The following is a 21,511-nucleotide window of genomic DNA, read 5'->3' as shown; positions in this document are numbered from 1 at the left end:
CTGATTTCCATATTCGAACCGGAAGAGGCAGAATATTCATAGGGTGAATCGATGCGTGAAGTTCCGCAATGGGAGTTCGATTTTTACACGCTATCACTCCCACGAGGCCACGACTTTGGGGACGAACAGGCGATCGCCGCTTGGTGCGGCGCCAACGGGCGCAGTTGCGGCATTGTAACCAGCGGAAATACTGCCAACACATTCGGCATTACCGTAATGCGACGTCGATTAGACTCAGTATGGTCTATCGTTCGCAAGGAAATCGGGTTTTTATCTATAGATACTGCGGTTGCCGCGATGAAGCCAGATCTGGACGACAATCTGCCTGCGGCACCAATACAGCCGGGTTCTCCTGCGCGGCCCCCTTTGTTTGATATCGGAGAGCGCGAACCCAGCGAGATATTTCGACTATTGGCAACCCGAGAGCGGACACCTGCAGCATGGGCTTTAAACCAGCTTTACCTCGCCTTGCCGAAGCCTGACCGCAATTGGGTTAGCGACTGCCAGACTATGAATTTTCATACACGATTATGGGAAGCACACCTTCTCGCCTCGTTTCGCGAACAAGGCCTGCTCGTCGAACAGCCATTTGAGTCGCCAGATTTTCGGATTGAGAACGCTCTTGGCTATGAAGCCTGGGTCGAAGCCGTGACAGCCAACCCACCAGTGCCCTACAATCACGTAAATGCACCCTTCGCAGATGTACCGACGGAGCGCGAAGAGGTTTTCTTTGGCAACGCCTCGCTACGGTTTGCCAAAACAATTGGCAACAAACTGAGGCGAGGCTACGACTCGCTTCCTCATGTTTCGGGAAAATTATTCATCTTAGCTATCGCAGATTTTCATGCATCAGGCTCAATGCTGTGGAGCCGAGAGGGATTATTAGGCTATTTGATGGGATTAGGGGCGAACGTAGCCAAAATTGATGGCGAGATGCAAGCGGTGCCATTTTATAGAAAGACGCTTCTTGGACCGACTCAATTTTCAGCTGGATTATTTGCCAACGACAGTCATGCTGAGCTTTCGGCGATTATTTTCTCCAATGCCTGTTCCATAGCAAAATTAAACAGAGTAGCGATCTCCGGCGGCGGGGCACCAGCGGGCTATCGATATACTAGACGAGGGAAATTTTTTGATAGAAAGCCTGGCGCCCTTGAGGGTATTCCATTTTGCTTGGACATTACAAGCGATGAATATCGAGGATTATGGCCTCATGGCTATGAACCATGGACAGCTGAGATAGAAGTTTTTCACAACCCCTTTGCGCTCCATCCAGTCTCTTTCGATCTGATGCCAGAGGCTCAACACTGGTTTTTCGAAAATAATGAATGGCAGTGTATTTCTGTGTTTGAAAAATCAATTTTATGGTCACAGACCTTGATTACGGACATGGACAAACCCGCGCCTACACTGCAGGCATGGCTTAATTCAAGAAAATTATCTCGCGAAGATCAGGTCGAGCAATGATATCTAAAACGACTTTGATTACCTTGCCAGCATTATAATTTTTACGCAAATGGATTACGTGCAGCTCGCATCAATTTGTCTCATGGAGCAACGTTGCCTAGTATCCCGCGTCATGGATCGCTTCGGCTCCGCCTCGCGATGCCAGCGTGAGGCGAAAGCCAAAGCGATCAAACGAACAAAAATCACCCCGCCGCCGGCAACCGATCCTTCAACCGCAGCCACGCAATCCGCTCAATCTGCCGCAGCGCCTCCGCCAACTCCTGCTCCGCATCATTCCGCAGACGGTCCTCGAACGCGGCCAAAATCTCCTCACGCGTGCGGCCCTTGATCGCCATGACGAAGGGCAGGCCGAAGCGGTCGCGGTAGGCGGCGTTGAGGCGTTCGAACTGGGCGAGTTGCTCGGGCGTCAGCGCGCCGAGGCCCGCGCTGCTCTGTTCGGCGGTGGAGGCGTCGGTGAGGCCGCCGGATTGGGCGAGGCGGCCGGCGAGTTCGGGGTGGGCGAGCACCAGGGCGCGCTGGTTCTCCGCCGGCTGGTGGCGGAGCGCCTGGACCAGGGCGGCGTGCAAACCCTCGGCCGTGTCCTCGCGGGCGGTGAGGCCGGAGGCCCAAGCCTGGAGCGCGATCTCCGGCGTGTCTTCGAAGATGTCGCCGAAGCGGGTGAGGAACTGCGACGCGCTCATCGTGCTGGGCTTGAGAGCCGGGGCCGGGTGCCGCTCGGCCCAGTGGCGGGCGATGTCGATGCGGCGGGTCAGCCACACGCCGTCATGGGCGGCGACGTGGTCGAGGAAGCGGGTAATCGCCGCGATGCGTCCCGGCCGGCCGACGAGGCGGCAGTGGAGGCCGACCGACATCATCTTCGGCGCGGTGGCGCCCTCAGTATAGAGCGCGTCGAAGGTGTCGCGCAGGTAGGTGAAGAAGTGCTCGCCGGTGTTGAAGCCCTGGGGCGTGGCGAAGCGCATGTCGTTGGCGTCCAGCGTGTAGGGCACCACGAGCCCGGTGCCGGCCTTGCCGTGCAGCCAGTAGGGCAGGTCGTCGGCGTAGGCGTCGGAGAGGTAGGCGAAGCCTCGCTCCAGGCCGAGTTCGAGCGTGTTGACCGAGGAGCGGCCGGTGTACCAGCCGAGCGGGGCCGAGCCGGTGACTTCCTCGTGGAGCCGAATCGCCGCGTCCATCTGCGCGGCTTCCTCGGCGCGGGTCATGTCGCGGTGGTCGATCCACTTGAGGCCGTGGCTGGCGATCTCCCACTCGGCCTCGCGCATGGCGGCGACCGCGTCCGGGTTGCGGGCGAGCGCCGTGGCGACGCCGAACACGGTAACCGGCACCTTGCGCTCGGTGAAGAGCCGCCACAGCCGCCAGAAGCCGGCGCGCGAACCGTACTCGTAGAGCGACTCCATGTTCATGTGGCGCATCCCCGGCCAGGGCTGCGCGCCGACGATCTCGGACAGGAACGCCTCGGAGGCCGCGTCGCTGTGCAGGAGGCAGTTCTCGCCGCCCTCCTCGTAGTTGAGCACGATCTGCACCGCGATCCGGGCGCCGCCGGGCCAATCCGCCTTCGGCACCTCGCGGCCGTAGCCGATCATGTCGCGGGTGGTGTGAAGCGATGCGTGCATGAGGGTCCCCGTTGAGTGCAGCCGGCGGAACGGTTCGTGCAAGCACGATACCGCCGCGGGCGCGATCGCATTGTTCGGAGTTTTTCGAAGCTGTTCCCGAAAAGCCGGGATGGTGCGCGCGGCCCGATCTGCAAGTGTCGCAGAGCAGGTTAGCCGACATCGCATGCCTGCCGAGCTTGCCGCCGCCGGGCGGCCACCACAGGGGGAACCGGCCGATGAGCACCGCATCGAACGAGACGCAAGCCACCCGCCGGCTCACGACCCACGTGCTCGACACCTCGACCGGCCGCCCGGCCGCGGGGGTGACGCTGCATCTCACCCGCATCGAGGGCGAGGCGCGCACCCATCTCAAGACGGTCGCGACCAATTCGGACGGGCGGTGCGACGCGCCGCTGCTTTCCGGCGACGAGATGGCGCCCGGCGCCTACGAAATCGCCTTCGAGGTCCAAAACTATTTCGGCGGCGATGACGCCTTCCTCGACATCGTGCCGGTGCGCTTCCGCATCGCGGCGCAAGGCCCGGCCCATCTGCACGTGCCGCTCCTGATCTCCCCCTACGGCTACAGCACCTATCGCGGAAGCTGAGCCGCCTAGCGGATCGCCAGAGGCGCGAACGAAAAGACGCCCGACGATCCACCGCGCATCCGTGAGCCCGGATGCTCTGCGCCAAGACGCCAAAAAACCTTGGCCCACCAGCGAGGAACGTCCCATGACTGACGCCCCCAAGGCGGCAGCGGAGACCAATGCGGTCGACGCGATGCTGCCGATCCCCAAACTCGCCGCCTACGGCATGCAACACGTGCTGGTGATGAGCGCCGGCGCGGTGGCGCCGCCGCTGATCATCGGCGCGGCGCTCAACCTCTCGGCCGAGACGGTCGCCTTCCTGATCAACTGCGATCTGTTCGTCACCGGCCTCGCCATCCTGATCCAGAGCCTCGGGATGCCGGGCTTCGGCGTGCGCCTGCCGATCATCATGGGCGTCAGCTTCGCCTCGGTCGGGCCGATGGTGGCCATGGCGCAGGACCCGGCCATCGGCTTGCCCGGCATCTTCGGCGCCACCATCGCGGCGGGCCTGTTCGGGCTGGCCATGCGGCCGTTCTTCTATCGCCTCGCGGCGTTCTTCCCGCAGCTCGTGACCGGCACGGTGATCCTGATCATCGGCGTCACGCTCTTACCCGTAGGCATCAAATGGGCCGGCGGCGGCGCGGCGGCGACCGATTTCGGCGCGCCGGTGCATCTCGCGGTCGCCGGCCTCGTGCTCGGCGTGATCCTCTTGGTCAGCCGCTACGCCAGCGGGTTCGTGGCCAACATCGCCGTGCTGATCGGCCTCGTTGCCGGGCTGCTCGTCGCTTGGCCGCTCGGGCTGTTCAACCTGGAGGGCCTCGCCGCCCGCCCCGTCATCGAACTCGTCGCGCCGTTCAAGTTCGGCTGGCCGACCTTCCATCTCTCGGCGGTGGTGGCGATGTGCATCGTCATGATGGTCACGCTGGTCGAATCGACCGGCATGTTCCTCGCGGTCGGGGACATCGTCGGCAAGCCGGTCGATAAGCCGACCCTGACCCGCGGCCTGATGGCCGACTCGCTCTCGACGCTGATCGCGGGCGTATTCAACACCTTCCCGCACACCTCGTTCTCGCAGAACGTCGGCCTCGTGAACATGACGCGGGTGCGCAGCCGCTACGTCACGGCGGCTTCCGGCTTCATCATCCTCGCGGTCAGCCTGTTTCCGAAGCTCGCCTTCGTCGTCGCCTCGATCCCGCCGGCCGTGCTCGGCGGCGCCGGCATCGTGATCTTCGGCATGGTAGCGTCCGCCGGGCTCAAGATCGTCGGCGAAACGGATCTCGGGGATCGTCGCAACCAGATCGTCGTCGCCGTCTCCATCGGCCTGTCGCTGATCCCGATGGCAGCGCCGAACTTCTTTGCCGCCACCATGCCGGACTGGACCGGGCCGATCCTGCACAGCGGCATCACGCTCGGCTGCATCAGCGCGATCCTCTTGAACCTGTTCCTCAATTCCGACCGCCTCGGCCAGCCTTCCAAGACCCACGACGCCAACGGCGCGCCGACGCCCGCCAACTCGCCGACGCCGGGTCCGGCCGCGCTCGGCCGCGCCGCCTGAGGGAGAGCATCATGGAAGCCTCGACCCCCCACCTGTCGCGCCGGGGCTTCCTGCGCGGGAGTGCCGCCGCCGGCATCGCCATCAAGGTGTCGCTCCTGCGCGGCACCCCGGCCGAAGCCCGCCTCGTCGAGGCGGCGCCGGGCCCCGGCTGGATCGCGGGGGGCAAGCCCCGCACCCGGCTCGATGCGGTCGCCAAGGTGACCGGCGCCAAGACCTTCACCCGCGATTACCGCGCCCGCGACATCGCCGGCTGGCCCGACAATCAGGCCCACGCCTTCCTGATCGCCGCGACCAAGGCGGATCGCCGCTTCGAGGGGCTCGACCTCTCGGGGCTGGGTGACGCGCTCCAGCCCGACCGGCTGGTCCTGCACGAGGACCTCGTCAAGGACGGGCTCGCCGTGCCGCCTCACCCGGACTTCTTCGGCGACCGCTTCCTGGTGCCCAAGGGCGAGACCCCGCGGCTGCTCGGCCAGCCGGTGGCGCTGCTGATCTACCACGACTACCCGCGCTACGCGGCGGCCAAGCGGACTTTGCGCTTCGACGAGGACGTGGTGCGCTACGGCGAGACCACGGCCTACGCCGCGCCCGCGCATTACGGCGCGACCCGCTGGGTGCGGATCGAGGGCGACGGGCCGGAGGGCGACGACCGCTTCTCGCCCTACCGCGACGCGCCGATCTTTGCCAGCTTCAAGGGCGACGCGCCGGCCTGGCCCGCGGCCGGAACGGACGGACCGTTCGCCCGCGGCATGGCGGCGGCGGACGAGATCGCCGCCGAGATCGCGGCGGCGGGGCCGGACGCGCTCGTCCTCAAGCGCTCCTACTTTTCGCAATCGGTCGATGCCTCGGCGATGGAGGCCGACAACGGCAACGTCTGGTACGACGCAGGGACCGGCACGCTCCACCTGATGATGGCGACGCAAGGCCCCTACGAGGTGGCCGAGCAGGCCGCCGCCCTGGTGAAGGCCTCGCGTTTCCCGGTCTCCGCGATCGACCTGAAGGCCGGTTATACGGTCGGCTACGGCACCAAGGACCACCACCTCCATCCGCTGCTCTGCGTGCTCGCCGGCCTCTACGGCGAGGGCCGGCCGGTGCGGCTCGCCAACGACCGGTTCGAGCAGTTCCAGAACGGCCTGAAGCGCCACAGCTTCCGGATGGACACCGCCCTGATGATCGACCGCGCGAGCGGCCGGTTCGGGGCGATGACCGGGCGCTACGTCTGCGACGGGGGCGGGCGCCCGAACTTCTCGATGTCGGTGTCCTTCGTCGGCGCGACCGCGGCGCAGTCGATCTACTATCTGCCCAAAAGCGACTTCCAGGCGGTGGCTTTGGCGTCGCGCGCGGTCGAGGCGGGCTCGACGCGGGGCTACGGCACGCTCCAGACCATGTCGGCCACCGAGATGCTGGTGGACGAAGCCGCCGAGCTGCTGGGCCGCGACGCCATCGAACTGCGGCTCGCCAACGTGTTCCGCACCGGACAGCGCAACAGCCAGGGCGCGGTGCCGGCGGGCGCGCTGCGCAACGACGAAATCCTGGAGAAGGCCGCGGCCCATCCGCTCTGGCGCGAGCGGCAGGCGAAGAAGGCGGCCTACGAGGCGGCGAATCCGGGCAAGCGCTACGGCGTCGGCTTCGCCCAGGTCCACAAGGATTACGGCACCGGCGCCGAGGCCGCACTCGCCTCGCTCGAGATCGACCCGCAGGGCCGCCTGACGCTCCGCCACGTCGCCCACGAGATGGGGCCGGGCGTCACCACCTCGCAGGCCGTGATGGTCGGCGAGATTCTGGGGCGCGTGCCGGAGACGACCGAGTTCGGCGTCGTGCGCTGGCCGCAGATGCCGCTGGAGACGAGCGACCAGCCCTACACCACGCCTCAGGCAGAGGAGGATCGGCTGTCGAAGAACCCGCGCTGGACGCCGCGCTTCACCTCGCCGATGAGCGCGACGAATTCGGCCTACTACCTCGGCCACGCCACGCGCAGCGCCGCCCGCATCTTACGCGATCACGCCCTCTGGCCCGCCGCGCGCTCGCTCTGGGGCCGCGGCTTCGGCGGCGGTTCGCTCGCCTCGTACCATACGATGCGGCCGGACGAACTGCGGCTCGCCGACGGCAAGGTCTCGGGTTCGGGCCTGCCGCCCCTGAAGCTGGAGGCGGTGGCGGCGGAGGCCCACCGGCTCGGCCTGCCGGTCGGCGTCACGCTCCACACCTTCAACCGCTGGCAATGGACAGAGGCCGAGTTCGAGCTTCCGGGCACCGGCCGCACGCGGCTGCCCATCGATGCCCTGGCGCTCCGCTACGGCGCGGGCGCCCCACCCGAGCGGCAGGCCCTGATGACCACCGGCGGCTGGCACTTCGTCGAGCGCGCGGCGGTGTTCTATCCGCCCACCCAGCGCAACAACGTCGGCACCACCTACTACGCGCCGATGGCGACGCTGGCCGAGGTCGCCGTCGATACCGGCAGCGGCACGGTGACGATCCTCTCGCACCACTCGATCCTCGAATGCGGGCGGCAGATCGTGCCCGAACTGGTCTCGGGCCAGATCCAGGGCGGCCTCGCCATGGGCATCGGCCACGCGCTCAAGGAGTTCCTGCCGCTCTACGAGAATGGGCCCGGCGACGGCACGTGGAACTGGAACCGCTACGAGCTACCCCGTTCGAAGGACGTCGCGGTCTGGAACCAGACCGTCGAGATCCTCCCCCCGCTCTCCGAGACCGATCCGCCGAAGGGCATCGCCGAGGTGGTGATGATCGCCGTCGTGCCCGCGCTCGCCAACGCGGTGGCGCACGCCATCGGCCACCGCTTCCACAGCCTGCCCATCCGCCCCGAGCACATCCGCGAGGTGCTGGCATGACCGCCCTGCCGAAATCCCAAACCCTCTCGCTCACCGTCAACGGCAAGCCGGTGACCATGCCGGTGCCGCAAGGCGTCTCGATGCAGGAATTCCTGCACGAATGGCTTGGCCTCACCGGGGCCCGCATGGGCTGCGGCCAGGGCATCTGCAACGCCTGCACCGTGATGGTGGAGGAGCCCGGCAAGCTTCCGCGGGAGGTGCGCACCTGCATCACCGGCGCCCACTGGTTCGAGGGCAAGACGGTCCGAACCGTCGAGGGCCATGCCCGGCAGAACCCCGACGGCAGCCTGACGCTGTCGCCGGTGCAGCAGGCTTTCGTGGAGGGCTTCGCGTTCCAGTGCGGCTACTGCACGCCGGGCTTCGTCACCGCCGCGACCGTGCTGATCGAGCGGCTGAAGGCGGCCCCCGTGCCGCGCGAGGCGGTGGAGCGCGTCGTCACGGAAGCGCTCGACCCGCATATCTGCCGCTGCACCGGATACGTCCGCTACCACGCGGCCGTGCGCGACCTCGTGCTCGCCACCCCCGGCCTCGTGACTGCGTGAGGCCGCCGATGCGCAAATTTTTTCTGACTTTCGCCGGTCTGGCTGTCGGCGGTACTGCGTTGGCCGGCCTCGTGTTCTCCGGCGCGCTCAACCGCAGCGTCGTCTCAAGCGCCGTCGAGACGCCGCTCACCGCCGAGCAGATCAAAGCCTTGGCGCCCCACGGCGCCAAGGTCGCGGCGGCGGCCGATTGCTACGCCTGCCACACCGCCCGCGGCGGTGCCCCGTGGGCCGGTGGCATGCCGTTCGAGACGCCGTTCGGCGTGATCCACGCCACCAACATCTCGCCGAGCCGCGAGGGCATCGGCGGCTGGAGCCGGGCCGAGTTCCACCGGGCGCTGCGCGACGGCATCGCGCCGGGCGGGCGTCACCTCTACCCGGCCATGCCCTACACGTCCTATCGCGGCATGAGCGAGGGCGATGTCGATGCGCTCTATGCCTACATGACGACCCGCGCGCCGATGCCGGTGGGCAACCTCAAGAACGGCCTCGCCTTCCCGTTCGACCAGCGCTGGACCCTCGCCGCCTGGAATTTTTTGAACCTCCCCGCCTCGGTCGCAGAGCCCGATCCGAAGCGCTCCGAACTATGGAACCGCGGCCGCTACGTCACCGAAGCGCTCGGCCATTGCGGCGAGTGCCACACCCCGCGCGACCTCACCCAGGGCCTTCGCACCAGCCAAGCGCTCACCGGCGCGGTGATCGAGGGGCTGGAGGCGCCCGACATCACCCCCGCCGGGCTGACCCGGATGGGGTTTTCGCCCGCGAGCCTCGCGACCTTCATGGGCTCGGGCCTCTCGGCGCAGGGCTCGGCGACGCACCAGATGTTCGACGTGGTGCATTTCTCGACCCGCCACATAGACCGGGCCGACCTCACGGCGATGTCCGCCTACCTGTTCGACCGCGACTCTCTACCGGAGGAGGCGCCGCCCGCCCTGCCGACCCCTGCGCCGGTGGCGGCCGACGTCACGGCGCGCGCGGAAAAAACCTATGCCGGCCTCTGCGCCGGCTGCCATGGCGCGAAGGGGGAGGGCATCCCACACGTCTCGGTGCCGATGCGCGGCAACGCCTCCCTGCGCACCGCCAGCGCCTCGGGCTTCATCCGCGCGGTGCTCGCCGGCCTGCCGGCCCAGAGCTTTCCGAACGGCGAGCGCATGGAGGCGATGCCGGGCTTTTCCGCCGACCTCGACGATGCGGCCATGGCCGATCTAACGAACTGGATGCGGGCCGAGTGGGGCGGCCAGGCGCCGACGGTGCGGGCGCAGGATGTGGCGAGCGTGCGCACGACGCTGACCACGCGCCACGCGGCGGGCGAGTGATGTCCCTCCCGAAAAAATCGCCACGCGAAACCCTCCCCCCTCTGCGGGGGAGGGTGCCCGCGGAGCGGGCGGGAGAGGGGAACCACGCTTCCGGAGAATCCGAGTCGAGCGCGGCCAAGCTGAACCGTCGCTCCCCTCACCCGACCCCCTTCGGGGGCCACCCTCTCCCGCGGAGGGGAGAGGGAAGGTTCGGCCCGTTGTTGGAGCCCCTGCCATGGACCAACTGACCGGCATGCGCGTCTTCGTCCGCGTGGCGGAGCTGAACAGCTTCTCCCGCGCCGCCGAGGATCTTGAGATCGCTCAATCCACCGTCACCAAGACGGTGGCGTGGCTGGAGAACCGTCTCGGCACGCGGCTGATCAACCGCAACACTCGCGGCCTCACCCTCAACGAGGCCGGCAAGCTCTATTACGAGACCTGCCGCGCCATCCTGCGCCAGATCGAGGAGGCGGAAGGACTGGTCCGCCGGCACGACGCCGAACTCGACGGCACGCTGCGCATCTCCACCTCGGTCGCCTTCGGTGAGGCAGTGCTGGGGCCGATGCTGCTGCCGTTCATCGCGGCCAACCCGCGGCTCCGGGTCGATCTCACCTGCGAGGACGCTTACGTCGATCTCATCGCCCGCGGCATCGACGTGGCGCTGCGCATGGGCCGGCTCACCGATTCCTCGCTCGGCGGACGCTATCTCGGCGCCAATCCCTGGGTGATGGTGGCGGCGCATAGCTACCTCGCCCGCGCCAAGCCGCTGGCTACGCCCGACGACCTCCGGGGGCACGATTGCATCGTCTATTCGAGCGTGCAGGGCGACGCCGTCTGGCAGATGCGGACCGCTGACGGGCGCACCCACGCGGCGAGCGTGCGCGGCTGCCTGCGCTCCAACAACCTGCCGACCCTGCTCTCGGCGACGCGCTCCGGCCTCGGCGTGGCGATCCTGCCCCGCTACGTCGCGCAAGGGGCGATCGAGACGGGCGACCTCACGGAGTGCCTGCCCGGCTACGTCCTGCCCGATCAGGAACTCTACGCGGTGTTCCCCTCGCCCAAGCTCGTGCCGCGCAAGGTCACGGCGCTGATCCGCCATCTCGCCCCGCGCCTGCGCGGCGCATGGTGGCAGGAGCGGGACGGCAATATTCGGTTATTCTCGGACGGAATAAATCAAATCGAACCGCCGGTCTTCAGCGATCAGTCCAAGTAGAGTAAAAACAAAAAGTCATAAAAAAGGAGGACGCCGTGCCCAAGATGCGCGCGATCGATGCCGCGGTTCTCGTCATGGAACGCGAGGGCGTGAATTGTGCTTTCGGCGTTCCGGGCGCCGCGATCAACCCGCTCTATTCGGCGCTGCGGGCACGCGGCACGATCCGCCATGTGCTGGCCCGCCACGTCGAGGGCGCCTCGCACATGGCCGAAGGCTACACCCGGGCCAAGGCCGGCAATATCGGCATCTGCATCGGCACCTCCGGCCCCGCCGGCACCGACATGATCACCGGTCTCTACTCGGCGTCGGCCGATTCGATCCCGATCCTGTGCATCACCGGGCAGGCGCCGCGGGCCAAGCTCCACAAGGAAGACTTCCAGGCCGTCGATATCGAGTCGATCGCCAAGCCCGTCACCAAGTGGGCCGTCACGGTCCGCGAGCCGGCGCTGGTCCCACAGGTGTTCCAACACGCCTTCCACCTGATGCGTTCGGGCCGCCCCGGCCCGGTCCTGATCGACCTGCCGATCGACGTTCAGGTCGCCGAGATCGAGTTCGACGCGGAGTCCTACGAGCCGCTTACGCCCTACAAGCCCGCCTGCTCGCGCCGTCAGGCCGAGCGCGCGATCGCCATGCTCCAGGCGGCCGAGCGCCCGCTGATCGTGGCCGGCGGCGGCATCGTCAACGCGGATGCCTGCGACCTGCTGGTCGAGTTCGCCGAGCTGACCGGCGTGCCCGTCATCCCGACCCTGATGGGCTGGGGCGCGATCCCCGACGACCATCCGCTGATGGCCGGCATGGTCGGGCTGCAGACGAGCCACCGCTACGGCAACCGCACCTTCCTCGAATCCGATTTCGTCCTCGGCATCGGCAACCGCTGGGCCAACCGGCACACCGGCTCGGTCGAGGTCTATACGAAGGGCCGCACCTTCGTTCACGTCGATATCGAGCCGACCCAGATCGGCCGCGTCTTCGGCCCCGATCTCGGCATCGTCTCGGATGCCGGCGCGGCTCTGCGCGAATTCATCGCCGTCGCTCGCGACCTGAAGGCGCGGGAAGAGCTGCGCGACCGCGCCGTCTGGGCCTCTTCCTGCGCCCACCGCAAGCGGGCGATGCTGCGCAAGTCCCACTTCGATCAGGTGCCGCTGAAGCCCCAGCGGGTCTATCAGGAGATGAACGAGGCGTTCGGCCGCGACGTCTGCTACGTCACCACCATCGGCCTGTCGCAGATCGCGGGCGCGCAGTTCCTGCACGTCCACCATCCGCGCCACTGGATCAATTGCGGCCAGGCCGGCCCGCTCGGCTGGACCCTGCCCGCCGCGCTCGGCGTGCGCGCCGCCGACCCGGACCGCAAGATCGTCGCGCTGTCGGGCGATTACGACTTCCAGTTCCTAATCGAGGAGCTGGCGGTCGGGGCGCAGCACAAGCTGCCCTACCTCCACGTCGTCGTGAACAACTCGTATCTCGGCCTGATCCGGCAGTCGCAGCGCGGCTTCGGGATGGATTTCGAGGTCAGCCTCGCCTTCGACAACATCAACGCGCGCCCTGAGGGCGACGCGGTGCCGGGCTACGGCGTCGATCACGTCGCGGTCGCCGAAGGCTTAGGCTGCAAGGCGATCCGGGTGAAGAGCCCCAACGAGTTCAAGGACGCCTTCGCCCGCGCCGAGGCGCTGATGGCGGAGCATCAGGTCCCGGTCGTGCTCGAATTCATCTTGGAGCGCGTCACCAACATCAGCATGGGCACCGAGGTCGACGGCATCAACGAGTTCGAGGAGATTCTCTGCCTCGATCCGGAGCTGTCGCTGAAGTCCAGCCAGACGCTTCCCGCGCCCGTCGCGGCCTAGAAAAACTCAACCCCGTCATTCCGGGGCTCGCCGCAGGCAGGAACCCGGAATCCACGGTCAAGCGCCGCGCCCCATCGTGGATTCCGGGTTCCGCTTCGCGGCCCCGAATGACGGCAGAGACGAAAGTCGGATCATGCCCCAATTTGCCGCCAACCTCACCATGCTCTACACCGAGCACGACTTCCTCGACCGTTTCGGCGAGGCCGCCCGCGCGGGCTTTCGCGGCGTCGAGTTCCTGTTCCCCTATGCGTTCACGAAGGAGGCGATCCACGAGCGCCTCGTGCGCCACGAACTGAGCCTCGTGCTGCACAACCTGCCCGCGGGGAATTGGGACGCGGGCGAGCGCGGCATCGCCGTGCTGGGCGAGCGCCGGCAAGAATTCCGCGAGGGCGTGGCCCGCGCCATCGACTATGCCGGCACGCTGGGCTGCCGGCAGATCAACTGCCTCGCCGGCATCGCGCCCGAAGGCGTGGAGCACGCCCGCCTGCACGACACCCTGCGCGAAAACCTCAGCCATGCGGCAGGCGAGCTGAAGAAGGCCGGCATCCGCCTGCTGATCGAGCCGATCAACACCCGCGACATCCCGGGCTTCTTCCTGACGAACACGCGTCAGGCCGCGGCGCTGATCGAGGAGGTCGGCTCCGACAACCTTTTCGTGCAGTACGATGCCTATCACATGCAGATCATGGAGGGCGATCTCGCGCGGACGATTCAAGAGAACCTGCCGCGCATCGCCCACATCCAGCTCGCCGACAATCCCGGCCGCAACGAGCCCGGCACCGGCGAGATCAACTATCCGTTCCTGTTCCGCCACCTCGACGCCATCGGCTACCGCGGCTGGATCGGCTGCGAGTACCGCCCCGCCACGACGACCAGCGACGGCCTCGGCTGGTTCGCGCCGTACCGGGGCTGAGAACCCGCCTCTCCCACCCGACCCCCTCATCCTGAGGTGCTGAGCGTCAGCTCAGCCTCGAAGGAGGGCTCCAGAAGTCTCAGCGATCCCTGGAGCCCTCCTTCGAGGCTCCGCTGCGCGGAGCACCTCAGGATGAGGGGGAGGGTGGGAGAGCCGCAGCCATCGCACCGGTTCGGCCTCGAGCTGCCTCCCATTCCAAGGACACATCACATGGCAACCATCGGATTCATCGGCCTCGGCATCATGGGCCGCCCCATGGCGGAGAACCTGATCAAGGCGGGCCACACGCTCTTCCTCAAGAGCCGCCGCGCGGTGCCGCAAGACCTCATCGCCGCCGGCGGCACGGCCTGCACTTCCGCCCGCGAGGTCGCCGAGCGGGCCGACATCGTCATCACCATGCTGCCCGACACGCCGCAGGTGGCCGAGGTCCTGTTCGGGGCCGATGGCGTCGCCGAGGGCCTGGGCAACTCCAAGAAGATCGTGATCGACATGAGCTCGATCGACCCCATCGCCACCCGCGGCTTCGCGAAGCGCATCGACGAGTTGGGCTCGGCCTATCTCGACGCGCCGGTCTCCGGCGGCGAGGTCGGCGCGCGGGCCGGCAGCCTCACCATCATGGTCGGCGGGCCGGAAGACGCCTTCGCTAAAGCCAAGCCCCTGTTCGAGGCGATGGGCAAGAACATCACGCTCGTCGGCGGAAACGGCGACGGCCAGACCACCAAGGTCGCCAACCAGATCATCGTCGCGCTCACCATCGAGGCGGTCGGCGAGGCGCTGGTCTTCGCCTCCAAGGCGGGCGCCGATCCGGCCCGCGTCCGAGAAGCGCTGATGGGGGGGTTCGCCGCCTCGCGCATCCTCGAAGTGCACGGCGAGCGGATGGTGAAGCGCACCTTCGACCCCGGCTTCCGGATCGACCTGCACCGCAAGGACCTCGGTCTCGCGCTCCAGGGCGGGCGCACGCTCGGCGTGGCGCTCCCCAACACCGCGACTGCGCTGGAGCTGTTCAACGCCTGCGCGGCGAACGGCGGGGGCGATCAGGACCATTCGGCGATGGTGCGCGCGCTGGAGCGGATGGCCGCGCACGAAATCGGCCAGGGCAAGTGATCACGACCGCTCGGGCGGCGTGACGACGCCGCCCGAGCCAGGAGGGGGACCGGCAAAGCCGGCACAACGGGAGGGGGATTTCATGCTCGCACGCTGGCTCGCGGCCGCTTCGCTCGCGCTTTTCTCGGTCGTCCGCGCAGGGGCCGCCGACCTCCCCTCCGGGATCGTGCCGCCGGACGCGGCCCCGGTGAAGGAAATCCCGTTCTTCGTCTTCAGCGACACCCAGATCAGCTACCGCTACCAGTACCCGGCGGCGAACCCCGGCAGCCAGGTGCGGGAAGCCGACGGCAGCTTTCGCAACCGCGACGCCCCCAAGCACATCCTCGGCATCGCGCATGCCGACGCCTGGGCCTACGGCACCAACTTCTTCGCCCTCGACATCCTGAAATCCGGCTCGCAATTCCCCGCCGGCACCACCAACGCGCCGGGGGGCTTCGCGGCCTACGATTACGGCAACACCGAAGCCTACGGCCTCTATCGCGGCACGCTGAGCCTCAACGCGCTGTCGGGCACCAAGACCTTCACGATCCCCGGGATCGTCAAGGACGTGTCGCTGTCCTTCGGGTTCGACGCCAACGCGCAGAACTCGCCGTTCGGCCCGAAGAAGCGCGACGTGGTCGGCGGCCTGAACTTCGCCTTCGACGTGCCGGTCGGCTTCCTCAACCTGTCGGTCCACGCCTACAAGGAGTGGAACCGCAACGGCTTCAACGTCGCCCCCGACCGCGCGGTGAGCTTCGACACCGTGCCGGAATTCGAACTCGTCTACAGCTTCCCGCTCACCTTCACCGGCCTGCCGCTGCGGATCGCGGGCTTCAACAACGTCGTCCTGCCGAAGGGCCGCGGCGTCACCAACCCGGCGGCCTTCGCCTTCAACCCGAAGACCGGCCTCGAATTCCTGTCGCGCACCAACCTCGTGCTCGACATCGGCCAGCTGTTCTACGACCAGCCGAATCGCGTCGATGCCTTCATCGGCTTCCAGTACTGGCACAACAAGTTCGGCAACATCGAGCGCGTCGATTTCAAGGGCACGGAAGAGAAGAGCTTTCTGGCGGGCGTGTCGTTCCACGTGTTCTGAGCCGCCCTACCACTCCCCCTCGCAGAGGCGGCCCCCCCGGCCGAGCCAACCATGCGCCGTCACCGCTACGCCAAGATCGTCGCCACCGTCGGACCGGCGACCCACACGCCGGAGATGCTGAAGGCCCTGTTCCTGGCCGGCGTCGATACCTTCCGCCTCAACTTTAGCCACGGCGTCCAGGCCGACCACGCGCGGGTCCACGCGGCCATCCGTGCGCTGGAGGCCGAGGTCGGGCGCCCGATCGGCATCCTGCAGGATCTGCAGGGCCCGAAGATCCGCGTCGGCACCGTGCGCGACGGGCGCCTTGATCTAAATGCGGGCGAGCGGGTGCGCTTCGTGCTGGAGGGCGCGGAGGGCGGCAAGGACGCGATCCCGCTGCATCACCCGGAAATCTTCGCCGCCGTGGTGCCGGGCCAGGACCTGCTGATCGACGACGGCCGGGTGCGCGTGCGCGTCGTCGTCGTCGAATCCGATACCATCGAGGCCGAGGTCGTCACCGCGGGCATCATCTCGAACCGCAAGGGCGTGAACCTGCCCGGCACGCTCCTCGACCTCTCGCCGCTCACGGAAAAGGACCGCGCCGACCTCGCCTTCGGCCTGGAACTCGGCGTCGATTGGGTGGCGCTGTCCTTCGTGCAGACGCCCTCCGACGTGCTGGAGGCCCGCGGCCTGATCGGGGACCGGGCCGGCATCATGTCGAAAATCGAGAAGCCGCAGGCGCTCGACCGGATCGAGGACATCATCCGCCTCTCCGACGCCGTGATGGTCGCCCGCGGCGATCTCGGCGTGGAGATCCCGCACGAGGACGTGCCGGGCCGCCAGAAGGAACTGATCCGCGCCTGCCGGCTCGCGGTGAAGCCGGTGGTGGTGGCGACCCAGATGCTCGACTCGATGGTGAACGCCCCGGCCCCCACCCGCGCCGAGGCCTCGGACGTGGCGACCGCGATCTACGACGGCGCGGACGCCGTGATGCTCTCGGCGGAATCGGCCACAGGCCGCTATCCGGTCGAGGCGGTGGCGATGATGGACCGCATCATCCGCTCGGTGGAGGGGCACAAGCTCTACCGCTCCATCGTCGCGGCCTCCGAGCCCGGCGAGGAGGAGACCCCGCCGCATGCCGTCGCGACCGCGACCGCGGTGCTGGCCGAGGCGATCCAGGCGAAGGCGATCGCGGCCTACACCACGAGCGGCACCACCGCGGCGCGGGTGGCGCGCAAGCGCCCGGCGGTGCCGATCCTGGCGCTGACGCCCAGCCGCGAGACCTCGCGCCGCCTCAGCCTGCTCTGGGGCACGCACAGCGTCCACACGGCCGACGTCGATTCCTACGAGGAGATGACGAACGAGGCCGCCCGCCACGCCCGCGAGGAGGGGTTCGCCAAGGAGCACGACATGATCGTGGCCGCCGCCGGCATCCCGTTCCACACGCTCGGCAACACCAACAACATCCGGGTGATTCAGGTGTGATGGCGGGAAGGGGGCCGTGGGAGCCCTCAGCTCCCCCGCGGCGCGAACAGGATCACCGCCATCCCGATCAGGCAGATCGCGCCGCCCGCGAGGTCGAACCGGTCGGGCCGGTGCCCCTCGACCAGCCACAGCAACAGGATCGAGGCCGCGACGTAGACCCCGCCATAGGCCGCGTAGGCGCGGCCCGCGGCCTCGCTCTCGACGAGCGTCAGCAGGAACGCGAACAGAGCGAGCGAGGCGAGGCCCGGCGCCACCCACCAGACCGAGCGGCCGAGCCGCAGCCAGGCCCAGAACGCAAAGCATCCGCCGATTTCGGCGAGCGCGGCGGCGGAGAAGGCGAGGAGCGAGCGGGTCATCGCCCCGCTCTCCCGCGCCGACGCGCCGCGATCAACCGCATCGCGGGCATTTTCGCGGGTGACGGCTCCGGGGCGGGACGCATGGGACTGAACTCATCGCCGCCGAATGCTCTGCAGAACCGGCACGACAACTTGGCACGGCCCGCAAGCGGGTCCATGATCGTCAGACAAGCCGTCGGAGCACACGGCGGCATCGGAGGGTCGTCCCATGCTTGCCGCCAACCGCCTCGTCAAAGCCGCCTGGATCGCCGTCGACGTCACCAAGGAGCGGGCCGAGCGCGTCCTCGTGGTCGAGGCCTACATCGCCGTCAGCCCGCTGGAGAAGAACTACGATTCCGAGCGCTATTCGCTGCTGGTCGAGGACGTGCGCCGGGTGCTCGCCGCCAATCCCGAGATCGACCGCGCCTCGATCCTGAGCATGCATCGCGACACCGGCTGCGCCGCGCTGTTTCGCGCCAAGCCCGCGGCGGTGGCTTAGACAATCGTCCTGGACATGAAATCCAGGACGATTGTCTAAGTTGTTATGCCGCATCGGCTTTTTTCCGAAAGCCGGCATCCACCTTTCGGGCCGATGCTCTAGAGCGCATTCCGACGAAGTGGATACCGGTTCGTCGAAAGAATGCGCGGCAAAACAAGATCTTAGAGACGCCGACCTGATGCAATCAGGTCGGCGTCTCTAAGGCTCAGTCCAGCGGAGCCTGCGCCGGATCGAGGGGCAGGCCGGCCTCGGCCCGCTCGCGCCGCATTCCCGGCGGGGTGACGCGCCCGACCGGAGCGCCGTCGACGCCGCCGCAGCCGTTGCAGATCGAGCGGGCGGCGCGGGCGCCGCGCTCGGCGATGCGCCGGTCGAACGCGCCCTGGCGCGCCGCCGATTCCTCGGCCTGCTTCTGGGCGGCCTCGGTGAAGCGCTCGTCCAGGAGCGGCCGGGTCGCGGCGCGCTCGGGGGGAGCGGCTTGCGGCTGCGCGAGCGCGGCGCCGGGGAGCATCAGGGCAAGCAGGCAGAGGAGGGGTCGCATCGCTGGCGCGCTCCGTTCCGTCACGGCCGGCGACCTGCCGACGCTCCCGAGGTTAACGCGCGCCTGCCCGCAGGGATAGCGCGCCGACGACACGGTCGACGAGCGTTGAGGGCTTGCCGCCGCCATTGTCGAGGAACAGCCGGTAGGCCGGGTTGTCGGTCTCGTCGAAGCAGGGGTAGCCGAGCGCGTCGAGCGCCGCGTCGAACCGGGCGCGCTCGGAGGCCGGCACCTCGATGCCGGCGAGCACCCGGCCGTAATCGGCGCCGTGGTTGCGGTAGTGGAACAGGCTGATGTTGAAGCCGTCGCCGAGCGCGTCGAGGAACTTCATCAGCGCGCCCGGCCGCTCCGGGAACTGGAAGCGGTAGAGCCGCTCGTCGGACAATCCCGTGGCCCGGCCGCCGACCATGTAGCGGACATGGACCTTGGCCATCTCGTTGTCGCTCATGTCGGTGACGGCATAGCCGCCCCGCTCCAGGGCGGCGATGAGCTCGCGTTTTTCGGAGAGACCGCCGGGCAGGTTGATGCCGACGAAAATGCGGGCGTCCGAGCCCCTGGCGTAGCGATAGTTGAACTCGGTGATGGCGCGCGGGCCCAAGGCCGCGATGAAGGCGCGGTAGGCGCCCGCCCGCTCGGGGATGGTGACGCCGAGCAGCACCTCGCGCTGCTCGCCGATCTCCGCCCGCTCGGCGATGTGGCGCAGGCGGTCGAAGTTGAGGTTGGCGCCCGACGAGATCGCCACCAGCGTGCCCGCGCCGGGGTTCTTCTCCGCCCAGGCCTTGGCGCCGGCGAGACTCAGCGCGCCGGACGGCTCGGAGACCGCGCGGGTGTCGTCGAACACGTCCTTGACGGCCGCACACATCGCGTCGGTATCGACGGTGATCACCTCGTCCAGCAGTTCGCGGCAGATGCGAAAGGTTTCCTCGCCGGCTTGGCGCACGGCGACGCCGTCGGCGAACAGGCCCACCGTCGGCAGCGTCACGCGGTCCCCCGCCTCGATCGCCGCCTTCATGCAGGCGGCGTCGTCCGGCTCGACGCCGATCACCTTGGTCTCGGGGCGCAGATACTTCACGTAAGAGGCGATGCCCGCGGCCAAGCCCCCGCCGCCGATCGGCACGAAGATCGCCTCGATCGGCGCGCTGTGCTGGTGCAGGATCTCCATGCCGATGGTGCCCTGGCCGGCGATCACCTCGGCGTCGTCGAACGGGTGCAGGAAGGTGAGGCCCCATTGCGCCTCCAGGCGGCGCGCCTCGGCCAAAGCCTCGTCGAAGGCGTCGCCGTGCAGCACCACCTCGGCGCCGCGCGCGCGGCAGGCATCGACCTTGATGGCGGGCGTGGTGCGCGGCATCACGATCACCGCGCGCACCTCCAGCTTGGCCGCCGCCAAAGCCACGCCCTGCGCGTGGTTGCCGGCCGACGCGCAGATGACGCCGCGTTCGAGCTGCTCGGCCGAGAGCGAGGTCATCTTGTTGTAGGCGCCGCGCAGCTTGAACGAGAAGACCGGCTGGAGATCCTCGCGCTTCAGCAGCACCGGCCGCTCCAGCCGCTTGGTCAGCCGCGGCATCGGGTCGAGCGGGCTCTCGATCGCCACGTCGTAGACGCGGGCGGAGAGGATTTTCTTGATGTAATCGGTCACGGGGCAGGCATCCGGCCGCTTCGGACAGGACCGGAGACGATTCTCCGGCCCACACGCTTCGCGCGACCGGGTCTGACGGGAAGAAAGGCCTCGGAACGCGACGCGGGAATCGGGTCCGTTTAGACCTTTGCGCCGCGGGAGGCGAGGGGCGAAGACTCGAACGTCCGGCGGACGACCGCCGCCCCGCCGTCGGCCGGTCTCATAATCGGATACCGGAATCGAGCCGCGCCGGGTCGAGGGCGTCGTCGAAGGCCACGCCGATGCAGTCGGTGAACAGGCGCACCACCCGCCCCGTGGTCGAGCCGAGGGTGACGTTCGTGCCCAGCGCCATCGGGCGGGCCAGGAACACGGCGGCGCCCGAGGCCGAGACGTTGACGATCCGCCCCGGCACGACGCCGCCGTCGGCCAGCGTCACGAGCACGTCCCGGCGCCGCGGTGTGATCCGGCGATGGCGGCGCACCGCGGCGATCCTGTGCTCCTGCCCGCGGGCGAGTTCCACCATGGTCCGGGCGATCTCCGCGGCCCGCCCCCGCGACACCGACAGGCGCACGCCGAACGTGCTCGGCCCGTTGGCGACGACCCGCGTCTCGACCGTGCCGATGAGGCTGATGCTGCAGGTGATCCGCGCGTCGATCTCCGGCACCACCGACGAGCGGAAGCCGATGCCCTGGGCGGTGATGTCCTCGGTGACGGCGTAGAAATCCGCATGCTGCCGCCCCCAGCACAGGGCCGGGAGGATCAGCGCGTGGCGGTCGGCGGCAGGGCTCGCGGGCGGGCTGGTCGTCATGGTTCCGGCATCGTGGCCCCCGGACCATGAGGCCGCGCGTCTGAACGGAAGACGGACCGGATGCGGACAGTTTTCGGCAAAATTCTTTCGGTTTTGCAGAGGGATAGGGTGCCGCTCTGTCCTCGCGACGATGGTGCGCGCGCGGCAAAGCACGCGATTCCGCGCCGGACGTAGACCGCCACCGCAAGATCGGCTTTCGTCCGATCACCCGGAGTATCGAGAAAAAATTCTTCTGCC

At 68.0% G+C, this 21,511-nt stretch carries 18 protein-coding genes; 13 read left to right on the top strand and 5 right to left on the bottom strand.

Annotated features, from left to right (window positions below):
- Positions 1-51: 51 nt before the first annotated feature.
- A complete protein-coding gene (locus AAHG03_RS06710; RefSeq protein ID WP_342149667.1) occupies positions 52-1,467 on the top strand; it encodes a hypothetical protein in 1,416 nt (471 codons plus the stop codon).
- 182 nt (positions 1,468-1,649) lie between these two features.
- Here AAHG03_RS06710 and puuE read toward each other — a convergent pair whose 3' ends face one another.
- Complete coding sequence (puuE, locus tag AAHG03_RS06705) at positions 1,650-3,074, bottom strand: allantoinase PuuE (RefSeq protein ID WP_342149665.1); 1,425 nt, start codon at positions 3,072-3,074, stop codon at positions 1,650-1,652.
- A 215-nt stretch (positions 3,075-3,289) separates the two neighbouring features.
- Here puuE and uraH point away from each other — a divergent pair, with 215 nt between their 5' ends.
- From uraH to pyk, 11 genes are all read left to right on the top strand, one after another.
- Positions 3,290-3,658: a hydroxyisourate hydrolase gene (uraH, locus tag AAHG03_RS06700; RefSeq protein WP_342149663.1), complete on the top strand. Its 369-nt coding sequence runs from the start codon at positions 3,290-3,292 to the stop codon at positions 3,656-3,658.
- A 124-nt stretch (positions 3,659-3,782) separates the two neighbouring features.
- Positions 3,783-5,192 (top strand): nucleobase:cation symporter-2 family protein, encoded by a 1,410-nt coding sequence (locus tag AAHG03_RS06695; RefSeq protein ID WP_342149662.1) that lies wholly within the window; start codon positions 3,783-3,785, stop codon positions 5,190-5,192.
- A gap of 11 nt (positions 5,193-5,203) precedes the next feature.
- Positions 5,204-8,038 (top strand): xanthine dehydrogenase family protein molybdopterin-binding subunit, encoded by a 2,835-nt coding sequence (locus AAHG03_RS06690; RefSeq protein WP_342149660.1) that lies wholly within the window; start codon positions 5,204-5,206, stop codon positions 8,036-8,038.
- Positions 8,035-8,580 (top strand): (2Fe-2S)-binding protein, encoded by a 546-nt coding sequence (locus AAHG03_RS06685; protein ID WP_342149659.1) that lies wholly within the window; start codon positions 8,035-8,037, stop codon positions 8,578-8,580. Before AAHG03_RS06690 ends, AAHG03_RS06685 begins: the two co-directional genes overlap by 4 nt.
- An 8-nt stretch (positions 8,581-8,588) precedes the next feature.
- A complete protein-coding gene (locus AAHG03_RS06680) occupies positions 8,589-9,893 on the top strand; it encodes a cytochrome c (RefSeq protein ID WP_342149657.1) in 1,305 nt (434 codons plus the stop codon).
- Positions 9,894-10,107: 214 nt separating this feature from the next.
- A complete protein-coding gene (locus AAHG03_RS06675) occupies positions 10,108-11,085 on the top strand; it encodes a LysR family transcriptional regulator (RefSeq protein WP_342149655.1) in 978 nt (325 codons plus the stop codon).
- A gap of 35 nt (positions 11,086-11,120) precedes the next feature.
- The gene (gcl, locus tag AAHG03_RS06670; RefSeq protein WP_342149653.1) at positions 11,121-12,926 is read left to right on the top strand and encodes a glyoxylate carboligase; all 1,806 of its coding nucleotides are present in this window, start codon (positions 11,121-11,123) and stop codon (positions 12,924-12,926) included.
- 133 nt (positions 12,927-13,059) lie between these two features.
- Positions 13,060-13,839, top strand: a complete 780-nt coding sequence (gene hyi / locus AAHG03_RS06665; protein WP_342149652.1) for a hydroxypyruvate isomerase — start codon at positions 13,060-13,062, stop codon at positions 13,837-13,839.
- 210 nt (positions 13,840-14,049) lie between these two features.
- Positions 14,050-14,943, top strand: coding sequence for a 2-hydroxy-3-oxopropionate reductase (locus AAHG03_RS06660; RefSeq protein WP_342149651.1), 894 nt, complete (start codon positions 14,050-14,052; stop codon positions 14,941-14,943).
- Positions 14,944-15,025: 82 nt separating this feature from the next.
- On the top strand, positions 15,026-16,018 hold the full coding sequence (locus AAHG03_RS06655; protein ID WP_342149650.1) for a hypothetical protein: 993 nt from the start codon (positions 15,026-15,028) through the stop codon (positions 16,016-16,018).
- Between the two features lie 51 nt (positions 16,019-16,069).
- Complete coding sequence (gene pyk / locus AAHG03_RS06650; protein WP_342149649.1) at positions 16,070-17,482, top strand: pyruvate kinase; 1,413 nt, start codon at positions 16,070-16,072, stop codon at positions 17,480-17,482.
- A 26-nt stretch (positions 17,483-17,508) separates the two neighbouring features.
- On the opposite strand, the gene AAHG03_RS06645 is transcribed toward pyk, so the two are convergent.
- Complete coding sequence (locus AAHG03_RS06645) at positions 17,509-17,838, bottom strand: YnfA family protein (protein ID WP_342149647.1); 330 nt, start codon at positions 17,836-17,838, stop codon at positions 17,509-17,511.
- Between the two features lie 208 nt (positions 17,839-18,046).
- On the opposite strand from AAHG03_RS06645, the gene AAHG03_RS06640 reads away from it, so the two are divergent.
- Positions 18,047-18,316: a hypothetical protein gene (locus AAHG03_RS06640; protein ID WP_342149645.1), complete on the top strand. Its 270-nt coding sequence runs from the start codon at positions 18,047-18,049 to the stop codon at positions 18,314-18,316.
- Positions 18,317-18,521: 205 nt separating this feature from the next.
- On the opposite strand, the gene AAHG03_RS06635 is transcribed toward AAHG03_RS06640, so the two are convergent.
- The 3 genes from AAHG03_RS06635 to AAHG03_RS06625 all read right to left on the bottom strand — a co-directional run bounded on the left by AAHG03_RS06635 (position 18,522) and on the right by AAHG03_RS06625 (position 21,274).
- Positions 18,522-18,854: a hypothetical protein gene (locus tag AAHG03_RS06635; RefSeq protein ID WP_342149644.1), complete on the bottom strand. Its 333-nt coding sequence runs from the start codon at positions 18,852-18,854 to the stop codon at positions 18,522-18,524.
- Between the two features lie 52 nt (positions 18,855-18,906).
- A complete protein-coding gene (gene ilvA / locus AAHG03_RS06630) occupies positions 18,907-20,487 on the bottom strand; it encodes a threonine ammonia-lyase, biosynthetic (protein ID WP_342149643.1) in 1,581 nt (526 codons plus the stop codon).
- A gap of 199 nt (positions 20,488-20,686) precedes the next feature.
- Entirely contained in the window at positions 20,687-21,274 is a 588-nt protein-coding gene (locus AAHG03_RS06625) for a PilZ domain-containing protein (RefSeq protein ID WP_342149641.1), read from the bottom strand.
- Positions 21,275-21,511 lie beyond the last annotated feature (237 nt).

Origin of the sequence: Methylorubrum subtropicum (assembly GCF_038442325.1) — a bacterium.
GTDB lineage: Bacteria > Pseudomonadota > Alphaproteobacteria > Rhizobiales > Beijerinckiaceae > Methylobacterium > Methylobacterium subtropicum.
This window is presented reverse-complemented; position numbering and strand designations above follow the sequence as displayed.